We start from the raw sequence: 14,509 nt of genomic DNA on the forward strand, positions 1-14,509 counted from the left end.
GGCGCCGCGCTGGCGGCAGGCCGCGAGGAACTGGCCGCCGCCGCCCGCCGCTTCGAGTCCCTGCTGCGCCGGCCGCCGCCGCCGGACCACGACCTGCAAGCTCTCCGGGACGCGCTGCGTCGCGCGCTGGACTAAGCGACCGCCGCCAGTTGGCGCGCCACCGCCGCCTGCACATCCGCCACCGTGCGGATGGCCGCGATGTCGTCGACGCCGATGTCGATGCCAAACTCGTCGTTCAGCGCCATCACCATGTCCAGCAGCTCCAGCGAATCGGCGTACAGCTCGTCCACCAGCCGCGCCGACGGCTGGATGCGGGCGGCGTCGGCGGCCAGGCAGGCGCCGATCACCGCCCTGACCCGCGCGTCAATGCCGCTTCGCATCTACGCGCTCCCTGGCCGCGGCGGCGTTCACGTGCTGGCCATCGACAGTAAGGATGACGTCGGACGACGCCGTCTGCGGCGTTCGGCGTCCGGCCTCCTCCGCCGCATCCAGCCCCAGCGCGCCAAAAAGCCGGGTCAGCAGCGGATTGGGCGCGCTGCCGCGCAACAACGCGGTTTCGCGGACCATCTGGCGTGCGAAGCCAGCCAATGCCTGGCGCTGCGGATGGCGCGCTATCACCGGGAGAAGACGCTCCAGTTCCGGCTCCAGCTTCTCTGCCCGGCCACCGGCGAACGCCTCCAGCACCGGCCCCCGGCCGAAACTCGGCAACAATGCGTCGCGGCTCTTCTCGAAAGCGATCCGTCGCGCCGCCGGCGTCGCCGGGTCGGCCTGCAAAGCGTCGCGCAGCGCACCCAACAGCAACTCGCCGGCTATGCGCGGCTGATCGACGAACCGCTGGCTGCGCAGATAGGCCGCAGTGGGTAGATTGCGCAATGGCGCTCGGCTCAGCTCGATATCGGCGAAGCCGTCAACCGGCGCCGCCGATACCAGCGATGCCGCAGCAGCAGCTGATGCACGCTGCGGTTGCGGCGCCGCTGGCGACACGCTCTGCGCCGGCCGCGCCCAGTCCAGCAAGCGCGCCACCACACTATCCGGCTGCCAGTCGCCGGCGGCTAGATTGGTCAGCCGCGCCAGCTTTTGCACTTGGCCTCGCAGTTGATCGCGTTGCGCATGGGCGTCCAGCGCGTTGTGCAGCGTCGTCCACTGTCCCTCGTCCAGAGGGCGCTGATAAGGCTGCGGCACGCCGTCCCGCGCCGGAGCCTCGCGCAGAAAACTGTCGCGCACCGCTATAAGCGCGGCCTGCTCCGGCATTGATGCCAGCTCTCCGCCGTTCAGCCGCAGCGCATTTCGCAGGTCGGTGATCAGCGCCCGCGCAGCCGGATGGGCGTCGCCGTTCAGATGAAAACCGGCAGAGCGCAGCACCGTCTCCGGGTAGTAGCTGCGCCATACCGCGAACGGCAAGGCCGTCCGGCCAGATATGGGCTCTTGCGCGGCCAGCGCCGGGCCGGCCCCGGCGCCTACACCCGCGCCGTCATCTGCCCGGCCCCGCGGCTCGGCGTCGGCTGGGGTCTGCGTCGAGACGCTGGCGCGTCGCCCGCCGATGTCCATTTCACGGCGTGGCGCGGCCTCTTCGCCGGCAGGCCGGGCGCCGCTGCGTCCAGCGGCGGGATCGCGGCCGAGATCGGCCGGCTGCGCCGCACGGCCCTGAAGATGGCGCAGCCGCAACGACACCGCCAGCGACGTCGGGCTGTCACCCCCGCGCCGCCTGCCGCCATGATGGTGGGCGATATGCCGGCTGTTGTCGATATGCCGGCTGTTGTCGATATGAATGTCGCCGATATTGATGGTGACGCCGGCAGTTGGCGGCGTCGAACCGTTGTCTGCGCCTGGCGCGGCGGTCGGCGGCGGTTCAGCCCGCGCCTCCGCCGCAGGCGGCTGCAGCTGCGCCAGCACATTGCGCAACAACAAAGGCAGCACCGCCACGGTATCCAGATCGCGCGCCAGCTTGCCGACCCCAGGCCATGCAAATCCTGCAACTGGCCGCGCGCGGCGCGCAGCGCTTCAAAAGCCTGGAAGGCCGCGCGGTCGAACACGCCGCATAACTGGCTCAGCATCTCCTCGTTCAGTTGCCCGCCCAGTTGATGCTCCAGATACTGTCGAACGAAAGGCATAACCTCGTCGCGCATCATAGCGTCGCCCAGCCGCGCGGCGTCCCCCGCCAGATGCTTGGCGGCGAACTGCGCCAGCTGACGCTCCAGCCCGCTGCGCAACCGATAGCCTTTGGCGTTTTTCGGCGTCCATGGGCCGAAGGCGGAACGCTCTCCCAGACCGTCCTTCAGTATCTGTTCCGCGTACCGGCGCGCCTGCCCGTCTAGCACGCCGCGCGCCTCAGTGCTCAGGCCTGCTTGCCGCGACAACTGATGATAGACTTTGGCGAATTCGGCGACTTCCAGCTTGGCATAGACATTGGTCGAGCCGTGGTACACATCGCGCAGCGCGTCGGCGCGGCCGATATTGGCGAACAGCGCATCCAGGCTGCGGTTGGCGAAGCCGGCCTGGTAGCCGGCCAGATCGCCGTCTGACAGCGCGCGCGTCGCCGGCATGCCGGCGCGACCTTCGGCGGCGCTCAGCTGCCGGGCCAGTCCGGTGCGCGGCGAGCCGGCGCCGGCATGAAGCGCGCTCAGGTCCGGACAAGACGCAGCGCGCGACAATGAAGCGGTAATAGTCATATCGCTTGCTCCCAATCAGGTGTCAAATCTGCAGAAAGGACTTGGCGGTTTCCAGACAGCTGCTGATGGTGCTGCTCAAAACCTTGACCAGGTTGTCAAACAGCGAATTGGCATTGCTGTATTTCTGGGTCAGCGTCTGCAGCGTGTTTTTCAGGTTCTCTTCCTGAGCCTTGAAGCCGGACTGCCAGGACTGGAACTTGGCGTTGTCCATTTCAACCACGCCGGAGCCCAGCTTGCCGACGTTATCGATCATCGTGCTGACCGGCGTCATGTCGATCACCACCACCCACTTGCCATCAGCGGACTGCTTGACGCAGGAGTCAGGCAAGCCCATCTCGGCAGCCCATTTCTCGGCATCGCTCTTGCTGCCGCCCTGAACCGAAGTCGCGCCCTTTGCTTGCACGGGAAAGAGCACGGCCTCCTTATTCGGCAGCGAGAACTTGGTTTTCAGGTCATCTTCCAGCGCGCTCCTCAGCGCCCCAACATCAAGCTTGACCTTGTTGCCGTCACCGCCGGGCGTGATCCAGTTCGCCATTTTCGACAAAATGTCGCTGAACGCCTTGTAGAAAGTGGTGTACTGACCAACGACGTTCTCGTATACGCCCAGGTAGTTGTCCTTGATCTGGCCGATGGCCTTGCTGATCTCCGCCCACAATTCGCTGTCCGACATGCCGTCGTCCGCCACGGCGTTTGCCGAGTACAACATCGGCGCGCCGGCGGAGCGGGCCTGCGGCGGCGCGGCGGCGAACGCGTCTTCCAGGCCCGAACGCAATGCCTGCTTTTGCTCGTCGCTCATCGAGTAAGCGCTTTGCGCCACGCCCTGCAGACTGCCCTCGAACAGCCTGGCGCTGAGGGTCTGGGCGTTCTTGGCCTCGTCCAGCTCGCCCGCCAGCGCTGCGCGCTTGGCAAGCGCCGCCTCGGCCGATGGCGGCACGACGCCGGAGAACGGCGAGCGCTGTTCCACCAGCTTGGTTTCATAAGAGGCCTGCCTCTGAACGCTGCGGCGGACGTCCTGCGCGGCCCGGCTCAGCTCGTCGGCCTTGATCTTGGCGGCGCCCAGCGCGGGAACGGATGGCCCTTGCGCGACCGCGCGCGCCGGCTCGGCGGCGCCGGACGCGTCGGGGCGTTGCGCGGCGGCTTGGGTTTCCGGAGTCTGCGGCCGCGTCAGCGGCATGGAGGTCGAAGTTTGAATGCCGTACATGGAATTCCCCTGCATGGCCAGCGCCGCTACACGTCGGCGGCGCGGGCGGAATCAATGGTGCGGAACGCCGTCCCGGCCGGAAAGGCCGGGACGGCGGGCGGGGCGCTAATGCCGCCCCGCCGCTTTCCGATGGGACGGATCAGATGCGGAGATTGCCGGCGATCGCGGCCATCGCCGAACTCTTGGACTGGCTGATGCCATCCAGCGTGCGCAGCAGTTCCTGAATGATGCTATCGGCTTTGCGGCTGCTTTCGCGGGTTTCCTCGGAAGCCGTACTGGCCACGCGGCTGGAAGCCTGGCTGATCTGCTGCTCTGATTGTTCCAGCGTGGAGGCGTAGCGGCCCGATCCCCCTGCGATACTGCCGGCCGCGGCCGAGCTGTCCATGATGGCCTTGCCGGTGGTCTGCTTGGCCTGGGCCTTAAGCTTGGTGTCATCCAGCGCCCGCTGTTCGGTCTGGCTCTTGACCCCCAGGCCGTCGGCGGTGCCGCCAAGCGCGGTCTCATGTTGCTTGGCCAGGCGCGTGTTGCTGGACTGCAGGCCGATCTGCTCTCCGGCCATGCCGTCGGCCACGCTGCCGGCGGCGCTAGGCTGCCCGCTCAACGCGCTCACCTCCGGACGGGCCGCGCCGTTCTGCGGCTTCAGGCCCACCTGCTTCAGGTTGTCGGCATCGGCGCCCAGCTTGACCGTGTTCTGGCGGCCCAGCGTGGTCTGGACGCTGCGGCCCTCGTCGCCGAGCTTGCTGAGCTTGGGCGCGTTGTTCTTCAACGCGCCGCGCTCGGCATTGAGGCCGTTCAGGCTCTTCTTGGCGCCGACGCCGGTGATGGCCACCTGACCGACGCTCTGCACGATGCTGCTGGACAGGTTGGCGATGCCTTCGCGCACCATGGAGGCCGCCGTGGCCTTGGTCGCGTCGAAGCTGACCAGCGACAGCTTGGTGCTCAACGCATTGTCGGCGGTGCGCAGCGCCGACATCAGCACAATGGCCTGGGACAGCAGCGCGGCCATGCTGGTGGACAGACCGCTGATATCGAAGCCAGCGTCGCCGCCCTCGGTGCTGCGCTGCTTCAGCTCCTTGTCTATCGCCTGCTCAAGCTTGTTGGCCGTGTGCTCGACACCGGCGGTGAAGCCGGCGTCTTCGTACTTGTCGGCCAGCCAGGCGTGCAGCACGCCGGCGTCTTGCGGCTTTAGCTTCGGCTGGGCCAGGTCCGGTTTGCCGGCTAGCGCGCCGGCCAGCTCTCGACCGGCATCGCCGCTCTGGCTCAGTATCGCCTGCAGGGTGCCGACCGAAATCGGCCCGTCCTGCAGGCGCGGCTTGGCTGCGCCGCCGGCCAGATCGACACCGCTCGACGGCAGGCGGGAAGGGAACAGCGGGGAAGATGTAATGGCGTTGCTCATGATCAATTCCTCATATTCTTCAGGCGTGGCTCTGACGCAGCACGAAACGGCCGGCTTCGCCGTTCTGCTGTAGCGCGCTGGACATCGCCGTGGTCAGTTCCTGGGTGATTTTCTGGGTGCTGGCGAACACTTCAACCGCCTGTTTCAGCCATTGTTCGATCTGGTCCATCGCGGCGCGCGCCAGCGTGAAGTCCGCCAGCGCGTCGCTGGCGTTCTTCATGAACACGCCTTGCGCCACATTGCCGCCGGCCTGGGTGGTGGCTTGAGCCACCTCGCCGCCGACCACGATGCGGCCCAGCGTGTTGGCCATCATCTGCTTGGCGGCGGCGTCAGTTTGCAGACCCAGGCTGTTGGCCAAACGCTGGAAGCCCTGGCTCAGCACCTTGCTGCCGTTCTTGGCCAGCTCCTTCATCACCGTGGGCACCATCTTCTTGATGGTGTCGCCCATCAGTTTGCTTAACGCGCCGCCCAGCTTGCTGGCGGCGCCCTTGCCGACGACAGCCACCACCACCATCACCGCGACCATGGCGACGGCGGCCAGCACCGCGCCGATGATGGCGCCGGCCAGCTCGGCGGTCTTCTTGTCCACCCCCATGCCTTCCAGCGCCTTGGCGATGGCCTTGCCCAACAGGTCCATCAACGGTTTGAGCACCTTGTCCATCAACGGCTTCAAAGCCTCTTCCATGAAGGACACCCCGGTGGTGGCCTTGACCACCTCGTCCGCCACCATCAGCGCGACGCCCACAGCGGCAAGCGCCAGGCTGGCGCCGCCGGTGAATGCTGCGGCCACGACGCTGACCACCGTCAGCACCGCACCCAGAATCTTGCCAATGCACCCCATGGTGCGATTGAGCTCCTCTGCCTTGCGCACCTCTTCCTGGTACTCGGTGGACTTCTTGTCCATTTCCTTCTGTCGGCCTTCCTGCAGCGACTGGAACAGGGCGAGATCGTTTTTCAGGCTTTCTTCGCTGTTCTTGCCGACCAGCTCGACGAACATCGCCATCAGCATCGTCAGCTTGGCGACGTTGGACAAATTGTCATCGCCGGTTTTGCGCGAGACATCGGCATTGACGTTTGCCCCTTGCACCTTGCCGGCCAGATCGTCGGCGATCCTGGCCTTGTCCATGGCCACGACCCGGGCCTTCTCCGCCACGTCGAACGCCTTGTCGGCCTTCTGCTTGGCTTGCAGCGCGTCGGCAGCCGCTTGCTGGCTGGCGGACTGGGCCTCGGCGTAACCGGGTTCGTCCGGAGACATCGCGTCCACCTTGGCCTGGGCGGCCTCGGCTTTTTTCTGCGCGGCCTCCGCCGCCTGCTTGGCGCTGTCGTACTGGCCGGATGCGCTCTTGAAAGCCTCGGTGGCTTCGCTCGCCTCCTGGAATGCCTGCTGGAACTCGCGTGAGAGCTTGTCGCCCATCTCGACCTGCGCCTCCATCATCGCCCGCCAAGTGGCGATGCGGCTCTCCAGCTGCGACAACGAGACATCGCCAAGCAGCGACATCAGCTTGCCCAGCAGCAAAGTCAATTTGCCGCTGCCGTCCAGTTCCTCCTTGGCCCTGGGCGTCGGCTGGGTCAGCGCCGGCGTTGCCAGGTCGCGTTCGCGGACCTGGACGTCGCCGTCGCCGGCCTTGGTGGCCAGCACCGACTTCAGCGCCTTGTCCGCGGCGTCGAGAAAGCTGCTGTCCTTGCGGACGCTCTCAAATGCGGTTTCGGCCAGCTTGGGATTGTGCAGATACGCACTGCGGCCTATTGTGCCTGCATCACTCATGCCTGCTCCTTTTCCTGCTGTCGGGACTGCTCGCTCTCGGCTTCCTGCAAGGTGTCCAGATACACTTGGGCTTTGGCGCGCAGCGCTTCGTCCGCGCTTTGCTCGCACACCAGCTCAAAGCATTGCCTGGCCTTGGCGGCCTTGCGCATGAACAGCTGGCACTGGCCAGTGAAGAACACTGGCCGGTAATCGCTCTTGCTCAGCGCAAAGGCCACCGCGTAGAGATCGGCGGCCTTCTGGAACTGCTTCTTCAACTGGCACACGGCGGCCAGGCCCATGATGTAGTCGGGGTTGTAGAAATCGTAGATGCAGAGGAAACGGAAAAAAGTCTCCGCATCGTCGAGCCGTCCCTTGTTGTAAAAATCGTAAGCGTGGGCGTACAGTCCTTCCATCATGTCCTGCGGAATCCCGTGCACGTCCTTCAACGTGGCGCCGCCGCTCACGGCTTCCCAGACCACCTCCGCAAAACGGTCGTCGCTGACATTGTCATTAGCGTTCATATCTGCTCCTGGTAAGGTCACCAACCCGGCAGAGCTGGCTAGCAACCGCCTTCGCCGCGCGGCGCGCGTGAAAAACGGTCGAGATCATTTAAGCGCGGAGCGCCGGGACAAACATTCAGGAATCGCTCATTGCTTGCGCCATGCGCTGCCGCAGCACGGGCAAACCAGCGGTTTCGCTCGCTGTCCGGCTCTCTCCGGCCGGGGGGCGGCGCAAAAAGCTCAGCCAGCCGGCCCCGCCAGCCCATCCTCGGGCGGCCGGTCGGCGTTTTCCACCTGCTCCAGCCATACCAAGAGGCGCAGCACCTCGTCGACCTCGCCCAGGCTGACAAAGGAATAGCGGCGATGGCCGGCGAAGATGCGCCGCGCCAGCGGCACGTCGCGCACCACCGGCACGCCGACTTTCTCGGCGTAGGCGCGCACCGCCAGCGCGCGCTGGTTTGGTTTCCATGACCGAGACGAAGGGAATCGGCACCACATCGGGACGGAAGTAGATGCCGATGGCGATGTGAGTGGGGTTGGCGATGATCAGACGCGAGTTTTCGATATCGGACTTCACCTGCTCGGACAGGATTTCCATATGCGCCTCGCGGCGGCGCGACTTGACTTCCGGATTGCCTTCCTGCTCCTTCATCTCGCGCTTCACTTCCTGCTTGTCCATCTTCATGTCCTTCATGAACAGGAAGTATTCGGTGATGGCGTCCAGCAGCAGGATCAGCACGATGCAGCCGAGGCAGGTCAGCACCAGCGACAGCAGCAGCTCGCGCCACACCCCCGCCATTTCCAGCGGGCCGCCGTTGAGCTGGGAAAACAGCAACTCCTTGTGCTTGCGCCAGATCACCGTCACCGCCACCGCGAAACTGGCCAGATAAAGCAGCGCCTTTACCGCTTCTTTCACCGTGCGCAAACTGAACAGTTTTTTGAAGCCATTGACCGGATTGAGCGCCGACAGATTCAGCTTCAATGCTTCGCTGGCCAGCACAAAGCCGCTTTGCAGCAGCGCCGGCAGCGCCGAGGCGGCGACGCACAGCAGGAAGATGGGCAGCAAGAGCTTCAGCCCAAGCCAAGCCACAGCCTTGGCGTAGCCCGCCATGTCCAGGCTGAAGCCGCCGGCGATGGCTTGGCGGAAAGCGCCCATCAGTTCCACCAGCGAGCCGAAGGACACCAGATAGGCCACGCCGCACAGCGTGAGGCAGGCCACCACCAGATCGCGGCTTTTGAAGGACTGGCCTTTCTTGGCCGAGTCCTGCAGACGCTTGCGCGTCGGCTGTTCGGTCTTGTTGGACATGTCAGCGCCCCGGCGGCAGCCAGCCGGACAAGGCTCCGGGCTGGAAAGACAGCCGCGACAACGCGTCCGGCAAAACCGGCGCGAAATACAGCAGCATGATCACCAGCGCCACCGCGCTCTTTACCGTCAACGACACCGCGAAGGCGTTCATCTGCGGCGCGAAGCGCGACAGCAGGCCCAGCACCGCCTCGGTCAGCAGCAGCGCCGCCATCACCGGACTGGCCAGCACCACCGATTTGGAGATCACCTGGTTGAGCAGGCCCAGCACGGGGGTCAAAGCCGGCATGCCGCCGCCCAGCGGGTCGCACAGCAGGTAGCTCTGGCGGAACAGGTCCAGCATCAGCCCCATGCCGCCGCCCTGCAGATAGACCGCGGCGGCGAACAGGTTGAATAGATTGGCCAGTTCCGAGGTGTCCACGCCGTTGGCCGGATCGATGCTGCTGCTCAGGGTGGCGCCGCGCTGGTTGTCTATAATGCTGCCCAAGGCATGGAACACCCAGAACGGCCAAGCCAGCAGACAACCCAGCAGCAGGCCCACCGTCGCCTCGCGCGCGATCAACATAACAAAGGGCAGCGCCTCGAAGGCCGGCAGCGCCTCAGGCGAATGCGGCCACAGGCCTAGCGCCACCAGCATCGCCACCGAGGTGCGCACCATCCCGGTCAGCACATTGCTGTTGAGGAAAGGCAGGATGAAGAACACCGGCGCCACCCGGGCAAAGCCCAGCGCCGCCGCGGCCACCCAGCCGTGAATCTCGAAGAACAACCCGAACTGCATCGCTAGCCCTTGGCCAGCGCCAGCCGCATCACTTCGCGGCCGAATCCCAGCAGCGTCTCGCCATACCAGCCGGACAGCAGGAACAGGCACAGGCTGACGCCGAACAGCTTGATGCCGAACGGCAGCGTCTGCTCCTGCAACTGGGTGACGGTCTGGAACAGCCCCACCAGCAAGCCGATGGCGGTGGCGACGATGATGGGCCAGGCCGACATCAACAACACCAGGTACAGCGCCCTGTTGCCGGCGAAAACCAGGTCGTTCATAGGAAAACCTTTCAATCAACAAAAACCGTGCATGCACGGGCCAGAGAGCAAGACGCATCGGAGGCGCCCGCCTCCCCGTCAGCGCAAGTCGTCCCCGCATCCCTCGCCAAGGTTTTAAGCCGCCGTCTGTCTGAGCGATTTGACGCTAGCAAATCGCGAGTTCGGCGGCGCCTTGGCGAGGGGTGCGGGTCGCCTGGGGTTGTCAGGGGGCTGGCGAAACCGCTCCCTGACCTGCCAGCCGGGCAGCCCCGGCCATGAAAATCATCGTCCGCGCAGCGGACACTCCGCTTGCCGTTCAAACTGCCGTTCAAAATCTGGCAGCGCCATTTCCTGCCGCCCCGCCGCCCGCTACGTCGCCAGATCCAGGTATTGCAGCACCAGACCCTTGGACAACAGCGTCCAGCCGTCCAGCGCGACGAACAGCACCAGTTTGATCGGCACCGAGATCGTCACCGGACTCATCATCATCATCCCCAGCGCCAGCAAGACGCTGGAGATCACCAGATCCACCACCACGAAGGGCAGATAGAGGTAGAAGCCTATCTTGAACGCGCTCTTGATCTCGCTGAGCGCATAGGCCGGCAGCAAGGCGAAGATGGATGGCTCTTCGTCGACCACGGCATTGCCGGTTTCGCGCTCGCTGCGCTGGGCCTGGGCCTTGTCGAAAAAGCGGGTCAGCTCCGGGTCGGAATATTTCTGCAGATAGCCGCGGTAGCCATCCAGGCCGTTTTCGACGAAATTGCTCACCGACTCGACGCTGTTGAAGCTGACGCGCTCTTCCTGGTAATAGCTGTAGGCCTGCTGGGCGATCGGCAGCATCACGAACATGGACAGCAGCAAGGCGATGCCGTTGAGCGTCATATTGGATGGCACTTGCTGCAGGCCCAGCGCGTTGCGCACCATCACGAACACGATGGAGAACTTGATGAAGCAGGTGCCGGACGCGATCAGGAAAGGCAGCAGCGTGGAGAACGCCAGCAGCGCGATCAGCGAGATATCATTCGACATCGGCCGCACCGTCCCGCCACTGCGCCACCTCCACGCCCAGTTGCCCATCCAGTTGCACCAGCTCGCCGCGTCCCAGCAAGGCGCCGTTGGCGCGCACTTCCACCTGACGCTCGACGCCGGCCTGCAAGGGCAGCAGTTGGCCCTGGCACAATTGCTGCAGCTCGGCCAGCGTCACCCGGCTCTGTTGCAATACGAATTCCAGCCGCACCGGCAGCTGGCTGATGTCGGCCAGCGCCGGTTCATCCTGCGCCGCGGCTTCCTCTGCCTGCCATTCCATGATGATTCCTTCCTCAAATCGTTGATAACGCCCCACAACCCGGCCATGGCAGCTTACCGGCGACGCCGGCTGCTGGATCAGCAGCACATCGCCGCGGCGCACGCTGCGCAACAGGGCCAGGCTGATGCGACTGCTTCCCAGGCCGAACATCAGCGGCGCCGTCAGCCGCTCAAGCCTGGCCGCCGCCGCCGCGGGCAAAAGCCGCGGCGCGGGAGCCTTGGCCAGCCATACCGGCCCCTGCGGCGTAGCCACCCGCAGCAAGGGGCGCTGCGGCAGCTCGCCGCCGTCCAACTGGGCGCCAGCGCGCAGCCGTCCGCCGGCCATGTCCGGCATCGGCCATTGCAACGGTTCGGCGCTGGCCGCGATCAGTTGAGCGACCTGCCGCTCCACCCCGGCGCCGCTGGCCAGCACCGCCAGATCCGGCGCCCGGCTCGCCAACCAGGCCCGCGGTTCCAGCCAGCCCTGCCATCGCTCCTGCTCGTCGGCTATTTCCAGCCAGCGCCCGCTGCGCGGCGGGTAGGCGATTTCCGCCTCCCAGCCTTGCGCCGCCCAGGCCGCCGCGGTCTGCCGCAGCGCCAGCGTCCGGCGGTCCAAATGGCGCAGCTTCAGCATCAGGCGTCCTCCTCGGATTCAGGCTGCTGCCTGTCCCGCTGCTGGCGCTCGCCGCCGTCGCGCGACAGGCTCCACTGCTGCGGATTGCCGTGCTGCCACTGCTCGCCAAGCCGCTGCTGCACCAGGCTGTCCGACGGCTGCAAGGTCAATTGCGCGGCGCCGTGACTCGGCAACAACTGAATGTTGACTGAGTGTTCGCCCCCCCAGCGCTGGAAGCGATAGGTCAGGCCAGGCTGCGACTCGGCTGCCGTCGCCAATGTCGGCATGGCCGGCTGGCTCTCCATCCGCGTTCGCGGCGGCAGCGCGGCGGGCGGCAACTGCGCGGCGGCGGCGGCATGCCGCGCCGGGACCGGCTGATCGGCAATCGCGGCGGCCAACTCGCTCGCCGCCGGCTTGCGCGTTTCACTGCGCGGCTGCTGCGCCGGCAAGCCTGCCGGCGCGTCCCCCGCGGACGGCAGCACCGCCCGCAAATGCTCCTGCAACAACGGCTCCAACCGAGGCGGCGCCGCAATCACCGCCGCGGAGGAAGAGGAAGGCGCTGCCTGCGTTTGCGGGCTGGCCTGGGCATCTTTTTTAGCCGGCTCGGCCTTGTCCTTGCCAACACTGGAACCGGAAAGAATCTCGGCATGCGCCGAGACCTTGGCCGCCGGCAACGGCCCGGCAGCCGGCATTGCCGCCGCCAGCGCCTGCCGGATATCCAGCCTGACCGTGGCTCCGGGCGCCGGCGGCTGCGCGCTTGCCCCTCCGCCTTTGCGCGCCCCCGCCTTCTCCCCGAATTCCGTCCGCGCGCCGCCAACCGCGCCCTGCTCCCGGCGGTAATGCGGCTGCAGCCTGGCGGGCGGAGGCAGCCAGGCCGCCGGCAGCGCCAAGCCGCCTTCCGGCGACGCCTCCTTCTTGTCCTTCTCGTCCCGATCGCGCCCGGGCGTTTGCTCTTCATGCTCCAGCCGGCCGGCCTGCCGGGCGAACGCGCCCGCCACCCCTTCGGCCTCGACGTTCTGAATCTGGGCCACCGCCGCCGGCGCGGTTGTCGGCATCACGCTTGCCATGTCGTTATCTCCTCTTGTTCAGTCTCTTCCAGCCGCAATCGCAGCAGACGCTGACGCCGGCGCTGCGACTGCGCCCAACGCTGGTACTTGTCTTCCTTGCGCAAGCACTGCCGATGCAAGGCCGCCTGCTGCTCGCGCCGCTGCTCCAGTTGCAGGCGCTGCTCCTGCGCCTGCGTCAATTGCAGATCCAGGTTCTGCAGCTGGCGGCGCAGCACCGCCTGCTTGCGCTGCAGGGCGAACAGCTGGCCGCGGTCCAGCACCGTGCCGCCCGGCCGCTGCGCGTGCAGCAGTTGGCGCAAGCCCTGGCTCTGGCTGCGAATGTCCTGCTGGCGACCCTCCAGTTGCCGGTCCTCGCGCGCCAATTGCGCCAGCGCGCTCAGGTGGCGCCGCTGCTCCGCCTGACAGCGCCTCAGCAGCGCCCGCAGCTCAACCAGCAAGCTCATGCATGCCCCGCAAGGTATCCGCCGGCGGCGAGTATTCATCCATGCCCTGGCGCAGCCACTGCAGCAGCGGCGCCCGCGCCGCCATTGCCCGATCGTTGTCGGCGTTCTCGCCCGGCCGGTACTCGCCCAAATCGATGAACACCTGCAGCTCCTCCAATCGCGCCATCAATCCGCGCACCGCGGCGGCGCTGCGCTGATGCGCGCCGTCCGTCACCCTGCCCGCCACCCGGCTGGCGCTTTTCAGCGCGTCTATCGCCGGATAATGGCCCTGGCCGGCCAGCTTGCGGCTTAGGTAGATGTGGCCATCCAAAATGGAGCGGATCTCGTCCGCCATCGGGTCGGGCTCGTCGTCGCTCTCCAGCAGCACAGTGTAGAAGGCCGTGATGCTGCCGGCTGCCGTGGCGCCGGGCCGCTCCAGCAGGCGCGGCAGGCTGTCGAACACCGAAGCCGGGTAGCCGCGCCGCGCCGGCGGCTCGCCGGCCGCCAGCGCCACGTCGCGCAGGGCGCGGGCGTAACGCGTCATGGAGTCGATGAACAACACCACTTTCTTGCCCTGGTCGCGAAAATGCTCGGCCACCGTGGTGGCCAGCAGCGCGGCGTTGCAACGGTCCACCGACGAGAAGTCGGAGGTGGCGTATACCAGCACGCACCTCTCCCGCCGGGGCGAGGCGCGCAGAGACTCGGCGAACTCGGTCACCTCGCGGCCGCGCTCGCCTATCAGGCCGATCACGAACACATCGGCTTCGGTCTGTTCTATCAACATGTGCATCAACATGGTCTTGCCGCAGCCGGCGGAGGCGAAAATGCCCACCCGCTGGCCGACGCCGCAGGTCAACAAGCCATCTATCGCGCGCACCCCGGTGGCCAACGGCTGGCGTATGCCCACCCGTTGCGAATACGGCGGCGGATCGGCGTCTATGCCGCGCTCCTCGCCCGCCGCGCCCGCCTCCGGGGCAAAACGCTCGACAATCCGGCCGGTCGGGTCCAGCACCGCGCCCAGCGCCGCCTCGCCCACCCAGGCCGACATCGCGCGGCCGGTGGGTTCCAGCACCGCCTCGCGCGACAGCCCGCGGGCGTTGCCTATCAGGCTCAGCACCGCGCGTTCGCGCTGAAAGCCCACCACCTGGGCGCGCGCCACCACCTCGCGGTTCTGCCAGCTGCGGCGGATGTCGCACAACTCGCCTATCGCCACGCCGGGCAAGGCGGCCTCCAGGATCGGGCCGGACAGGCGCTGCGGACTGGCCAGCCGGCGCAACAGGCGCGGCGGCT

General features: G+C 66.6%; 14 protein-coding genes and 1 pseudogene. All 15 read right to left on the reverse strand.

Translation table 11 applies throughout. The features are described from left to right. Positions 1–131: 131 nt before the first annotated feature. The gene (locus BI344_RS11655) at positions 132–380 is read right to left on the reverse strand and encodes an acyl carrier protein (RefSeq protein ID WP_071113123.1); all 249 of its coding nucleotides are present in this window, start codon (positions 378–380) and stop codon (positions 132–134) included. After that, positions 364–1,401, reverse strand: a complete 1,038-nt coding sequence (locus BI344_RS11660; RefSeq protein ID WP_193430979.1) for a hypothetical protein — start codon at positions 1,399–1,401, stop codon at positions 364–366. The genes BI344_RS11655 and BI344_RS11660 overlap by 17 nt, the downstream gene beginning before the upstream one ends. A gap of 534 nt (positions 1,402–1,935) precedes the next feature. Beyond that, positions 1,936–2,669, reverse strand: a pseudogene (locus BI344_RS26135) (hypothetical protein); the annotation flags it as partial. 22 nt (positions 2,670–2,691) lie between these two features. Then, positions 2,692–3,870, reverse strand: a complete 1,179-nt coding sequence (sctA, locus tag BI344_RS11670) for a type III secretion system needle tip protein SctA (protein WP_071113126.1) — start codon at positions 3,868–3,870, stop codon at positions 2,692–2,694. Between the two features lie 139 nt (positions 3,871–4,009). Further along, a complete protein-coding gene (locus BI344_RS11675) occupies positions 4,010–5,266 on the reverse strand; it encodes an IpaC/SipC family type III secretion system needle tip complex protein (RefSeq protein ID WP_083370188.1) in 1,257 nt (418 codons plus the stop codon). A 19-nt stretch (positions 5,267–5,285) separates the two neighbouring features. After that, positions 5,286–7,031 carry a type III secretion system needle tip complex protein gene (locus BI344_RS11680; RefSeq protein WP_071113127.1) on the reverse strand — a complete coding sequence of 582 codons (1,746 nt, stop codon included), beginning with the start codon at positions 7,029–7,031 and terminating at the stop codon, positions 5,286–5,288. After that, complete coding sequence (gene sicA / locus BI344_RS11685; RefSeq protein WP_071113128.1) at positions 7,028–7,531, reverse strand: type III secretion system translocator chaperone SicA; 504 nt, start codon at positions 7,529–7,531, stop codon at positions 7,028–7,030. The genes BI344_RS11680 and sicA overlap by 4 nt, the downstream gene beginning before the upstream one ends. Before the next feature lie 115 nt (positions 7,532–7,646). After that, positions 7,647–8,816, reverse strand: a complete 1,170-nt coding sequence (locus tag BI344_RS11690) for an EscU/YscU/HrcU family type III secretion system export apparatus switch protein (RefSeq protein WP_277620443.1) — start codon at positions 8,814–8,816, stop codon at positions 7,647–7,649. Position 8,817: 1 nt separating this feature from the next. After that, complete coding sequence (gene sctT / locus BI344_RS11695) at positions 8,818–9,591, reverse strand: type III secretion system export apparatus subunit SctT (protein WP_071113129.1); 774 nt, start codon at positions 9,589–9,591, stop codon at positions 8,818–8,820. Positions 9,592–9,593: 2 nt separating this feature from the next. After that, positions 9,594–9,854 carry an EscS/YscS/HrcS family type III secretion system export apparatus protein gene (locus tag BI344_RS11700; RefSeq protein WP_071113130.1) on the reverse strand — a complete coding sequence of 87 codons (261 nt, stop codon included), beginning with the start codon at positions 9,852–9,854 and terminating at the stop codon, positions 9,594–9,596. 348 nt (positions 9,855–10,202) lie between these two features. Then, complete coding sequence (locus BI344_RS11705; RefSeq protein WP_071113131.1) at positions 10,203–10,862, reverse strand: EscR/YscR/HrcR family type III secretion system export apparatus protein; 660 nt, start codon at positions 10,860–10,862, stop codon at positions 10,203–10,205. Beyond that, positions 10,852–11,751, reverse strand: coding sequence for a YscQ/HrcQ family type III secretion apparatus protein (locus BI344_RS11710; protein WP_071113132.1), 900 nt, complete (start codon positions 11,749–11,751; stop codon positions 10,852–10,854). Before BI344_RS11710 ends, BI344_RS11705 begins: the two co-directional genes overlap by 11 nt. Further along, positions 11,751–12,797, reverse strand: a complete 1,047-nt coding sequence (locus tag BI344_RS11715) for a SpaN/EivJ family type III secretion system needle length determinant (protein ID WP_071113133.1) — start codon at positions 12,795–12,797, stop codon at positions 11,751–11,753. The genes BI344_RS11710 and BI344_RS11715 overlap by 1 nt, the downstream gene beginning before the upstream one ends. Beyond that, complete coding sequence (locus BI344_RS11720; protein ID WP_071113134.1) at positions 12,785–13,240, reverse strand: hypothetical protein; 456 nt, start codon at positions 13,238–13,240, stop codon at positions 12,785–12,787. Before BI344_RS11720 ends, BI344_RS11715 begins: the two co-directional genes overlap by 13 nt. Continuing rightward, a partial coding sequence (gene sctN, locus BI344_RS11725; RefSeq protein WP_206600375.1) for a type III secretion system ATPase SctN occupies positions 13,224–14,509 on the reverse strand: 1,286 nt, incomplete at its 5' end. The genes sctN and BI344_RS11720, both read right to left, overlap by 17 nt.

Origin of the sequence: Chromobacterium sphagni (assembly GCF_001855555.1) — a bacterium.
In the GTDB taxonomy this organism is placed as follows: domain Bacteria; phylum Pseudomonadota; class Gammaproteobacteria; order Burkholderiales; family Chromobacteriaceae; genus Chromobacterium; species Chromobacterium sphagni.

Bases quoted from the DNA above. Each gene is read 5' to 3' on its own strand.
- BI344_RS11655 (WP_071113123.1), bottom strand. From the start codon at position 380: ATGCGAAGCGGCATTGACGCGCGGGTCAGGGCGGTGATCGGCGCCTGC.
- sctA (WP_071113126.1), bottom strand. From the start codon at position 3,870: ATGTACGGCATTCAAACTTCGACCTCCATGCCGCTGACGCGGCCGCAG.
- BI344_RS11675 (WP_083370188.1), bottom strand. From the start codon at position 5,266: ATGAGCAACGCCATTACATCTTCCCCGCTGTTCCCTTCCCGCCTGCCG.
- BI344_RS11680 (WP_071113127.1), bottom strand. From the start codon at position 7,031: ATGAGTGATGCAGGCACAATAGGCCGCAGTGCGTATCTGCACAATCCC.
- sicA (WP_071113128.1), bottom strand. From the start codon at position 7,531: ATGAACGCTAATGACAATGTCAGCGACGACCGTTTTGCGGAGGTGGTC.
- BI344_RS11690 (WP_277620443.1), bottom strand. From the start codon at position 8,816: ATGTCCAACAAGACCGAACAGCCGACGCGCAAGCGTCTGCAGGACTCG.
- sctT (WP_071113129.1), bottom strand. From the start codon at position 9,591: ATGCAGTTCGGGTTGTTCTTCGAGATTCACGGCTGGGTGGCCGCGGCG.
- BI344_RS11700 (WP_071113130.1), bottom strand. From the start codon at position 9,854: ATGAACGACCTGGTTTTCGCCGGCAACAGGGCGCTGTACCTGGTGTTG.
- BI344_RS11705 (WP_071113131.1), bottom strand. From the start codon at position 10,862: ATGTCGAATGATATCTCGCTGATCGCGCTGCTGGCGTTCTCCACGCTG.
- BI344_RS11710 (WP_071113132.1), bottom strand. From the start codon at position 11,751: ATGCTGAAGCTGCGCCATTTGGACCGCCGGACGCTGGCGCTGCGGCAG.
- BI344_RS11715 (WP_071113133.1), bottom strand. From the start codon at position 12,797: ATGGCAAGCGTGATGCCGACAACCGCGCCGGCGGCGGTGGCCCAGATT.
- BI344_RS11720 (WP_071113134.1), bottom strand. From the start codon at position 13,240: ATGAGCTTGCTGGTTGAGCTGCGGGCGCTGCTGAGGCGCTGTCAGGCG.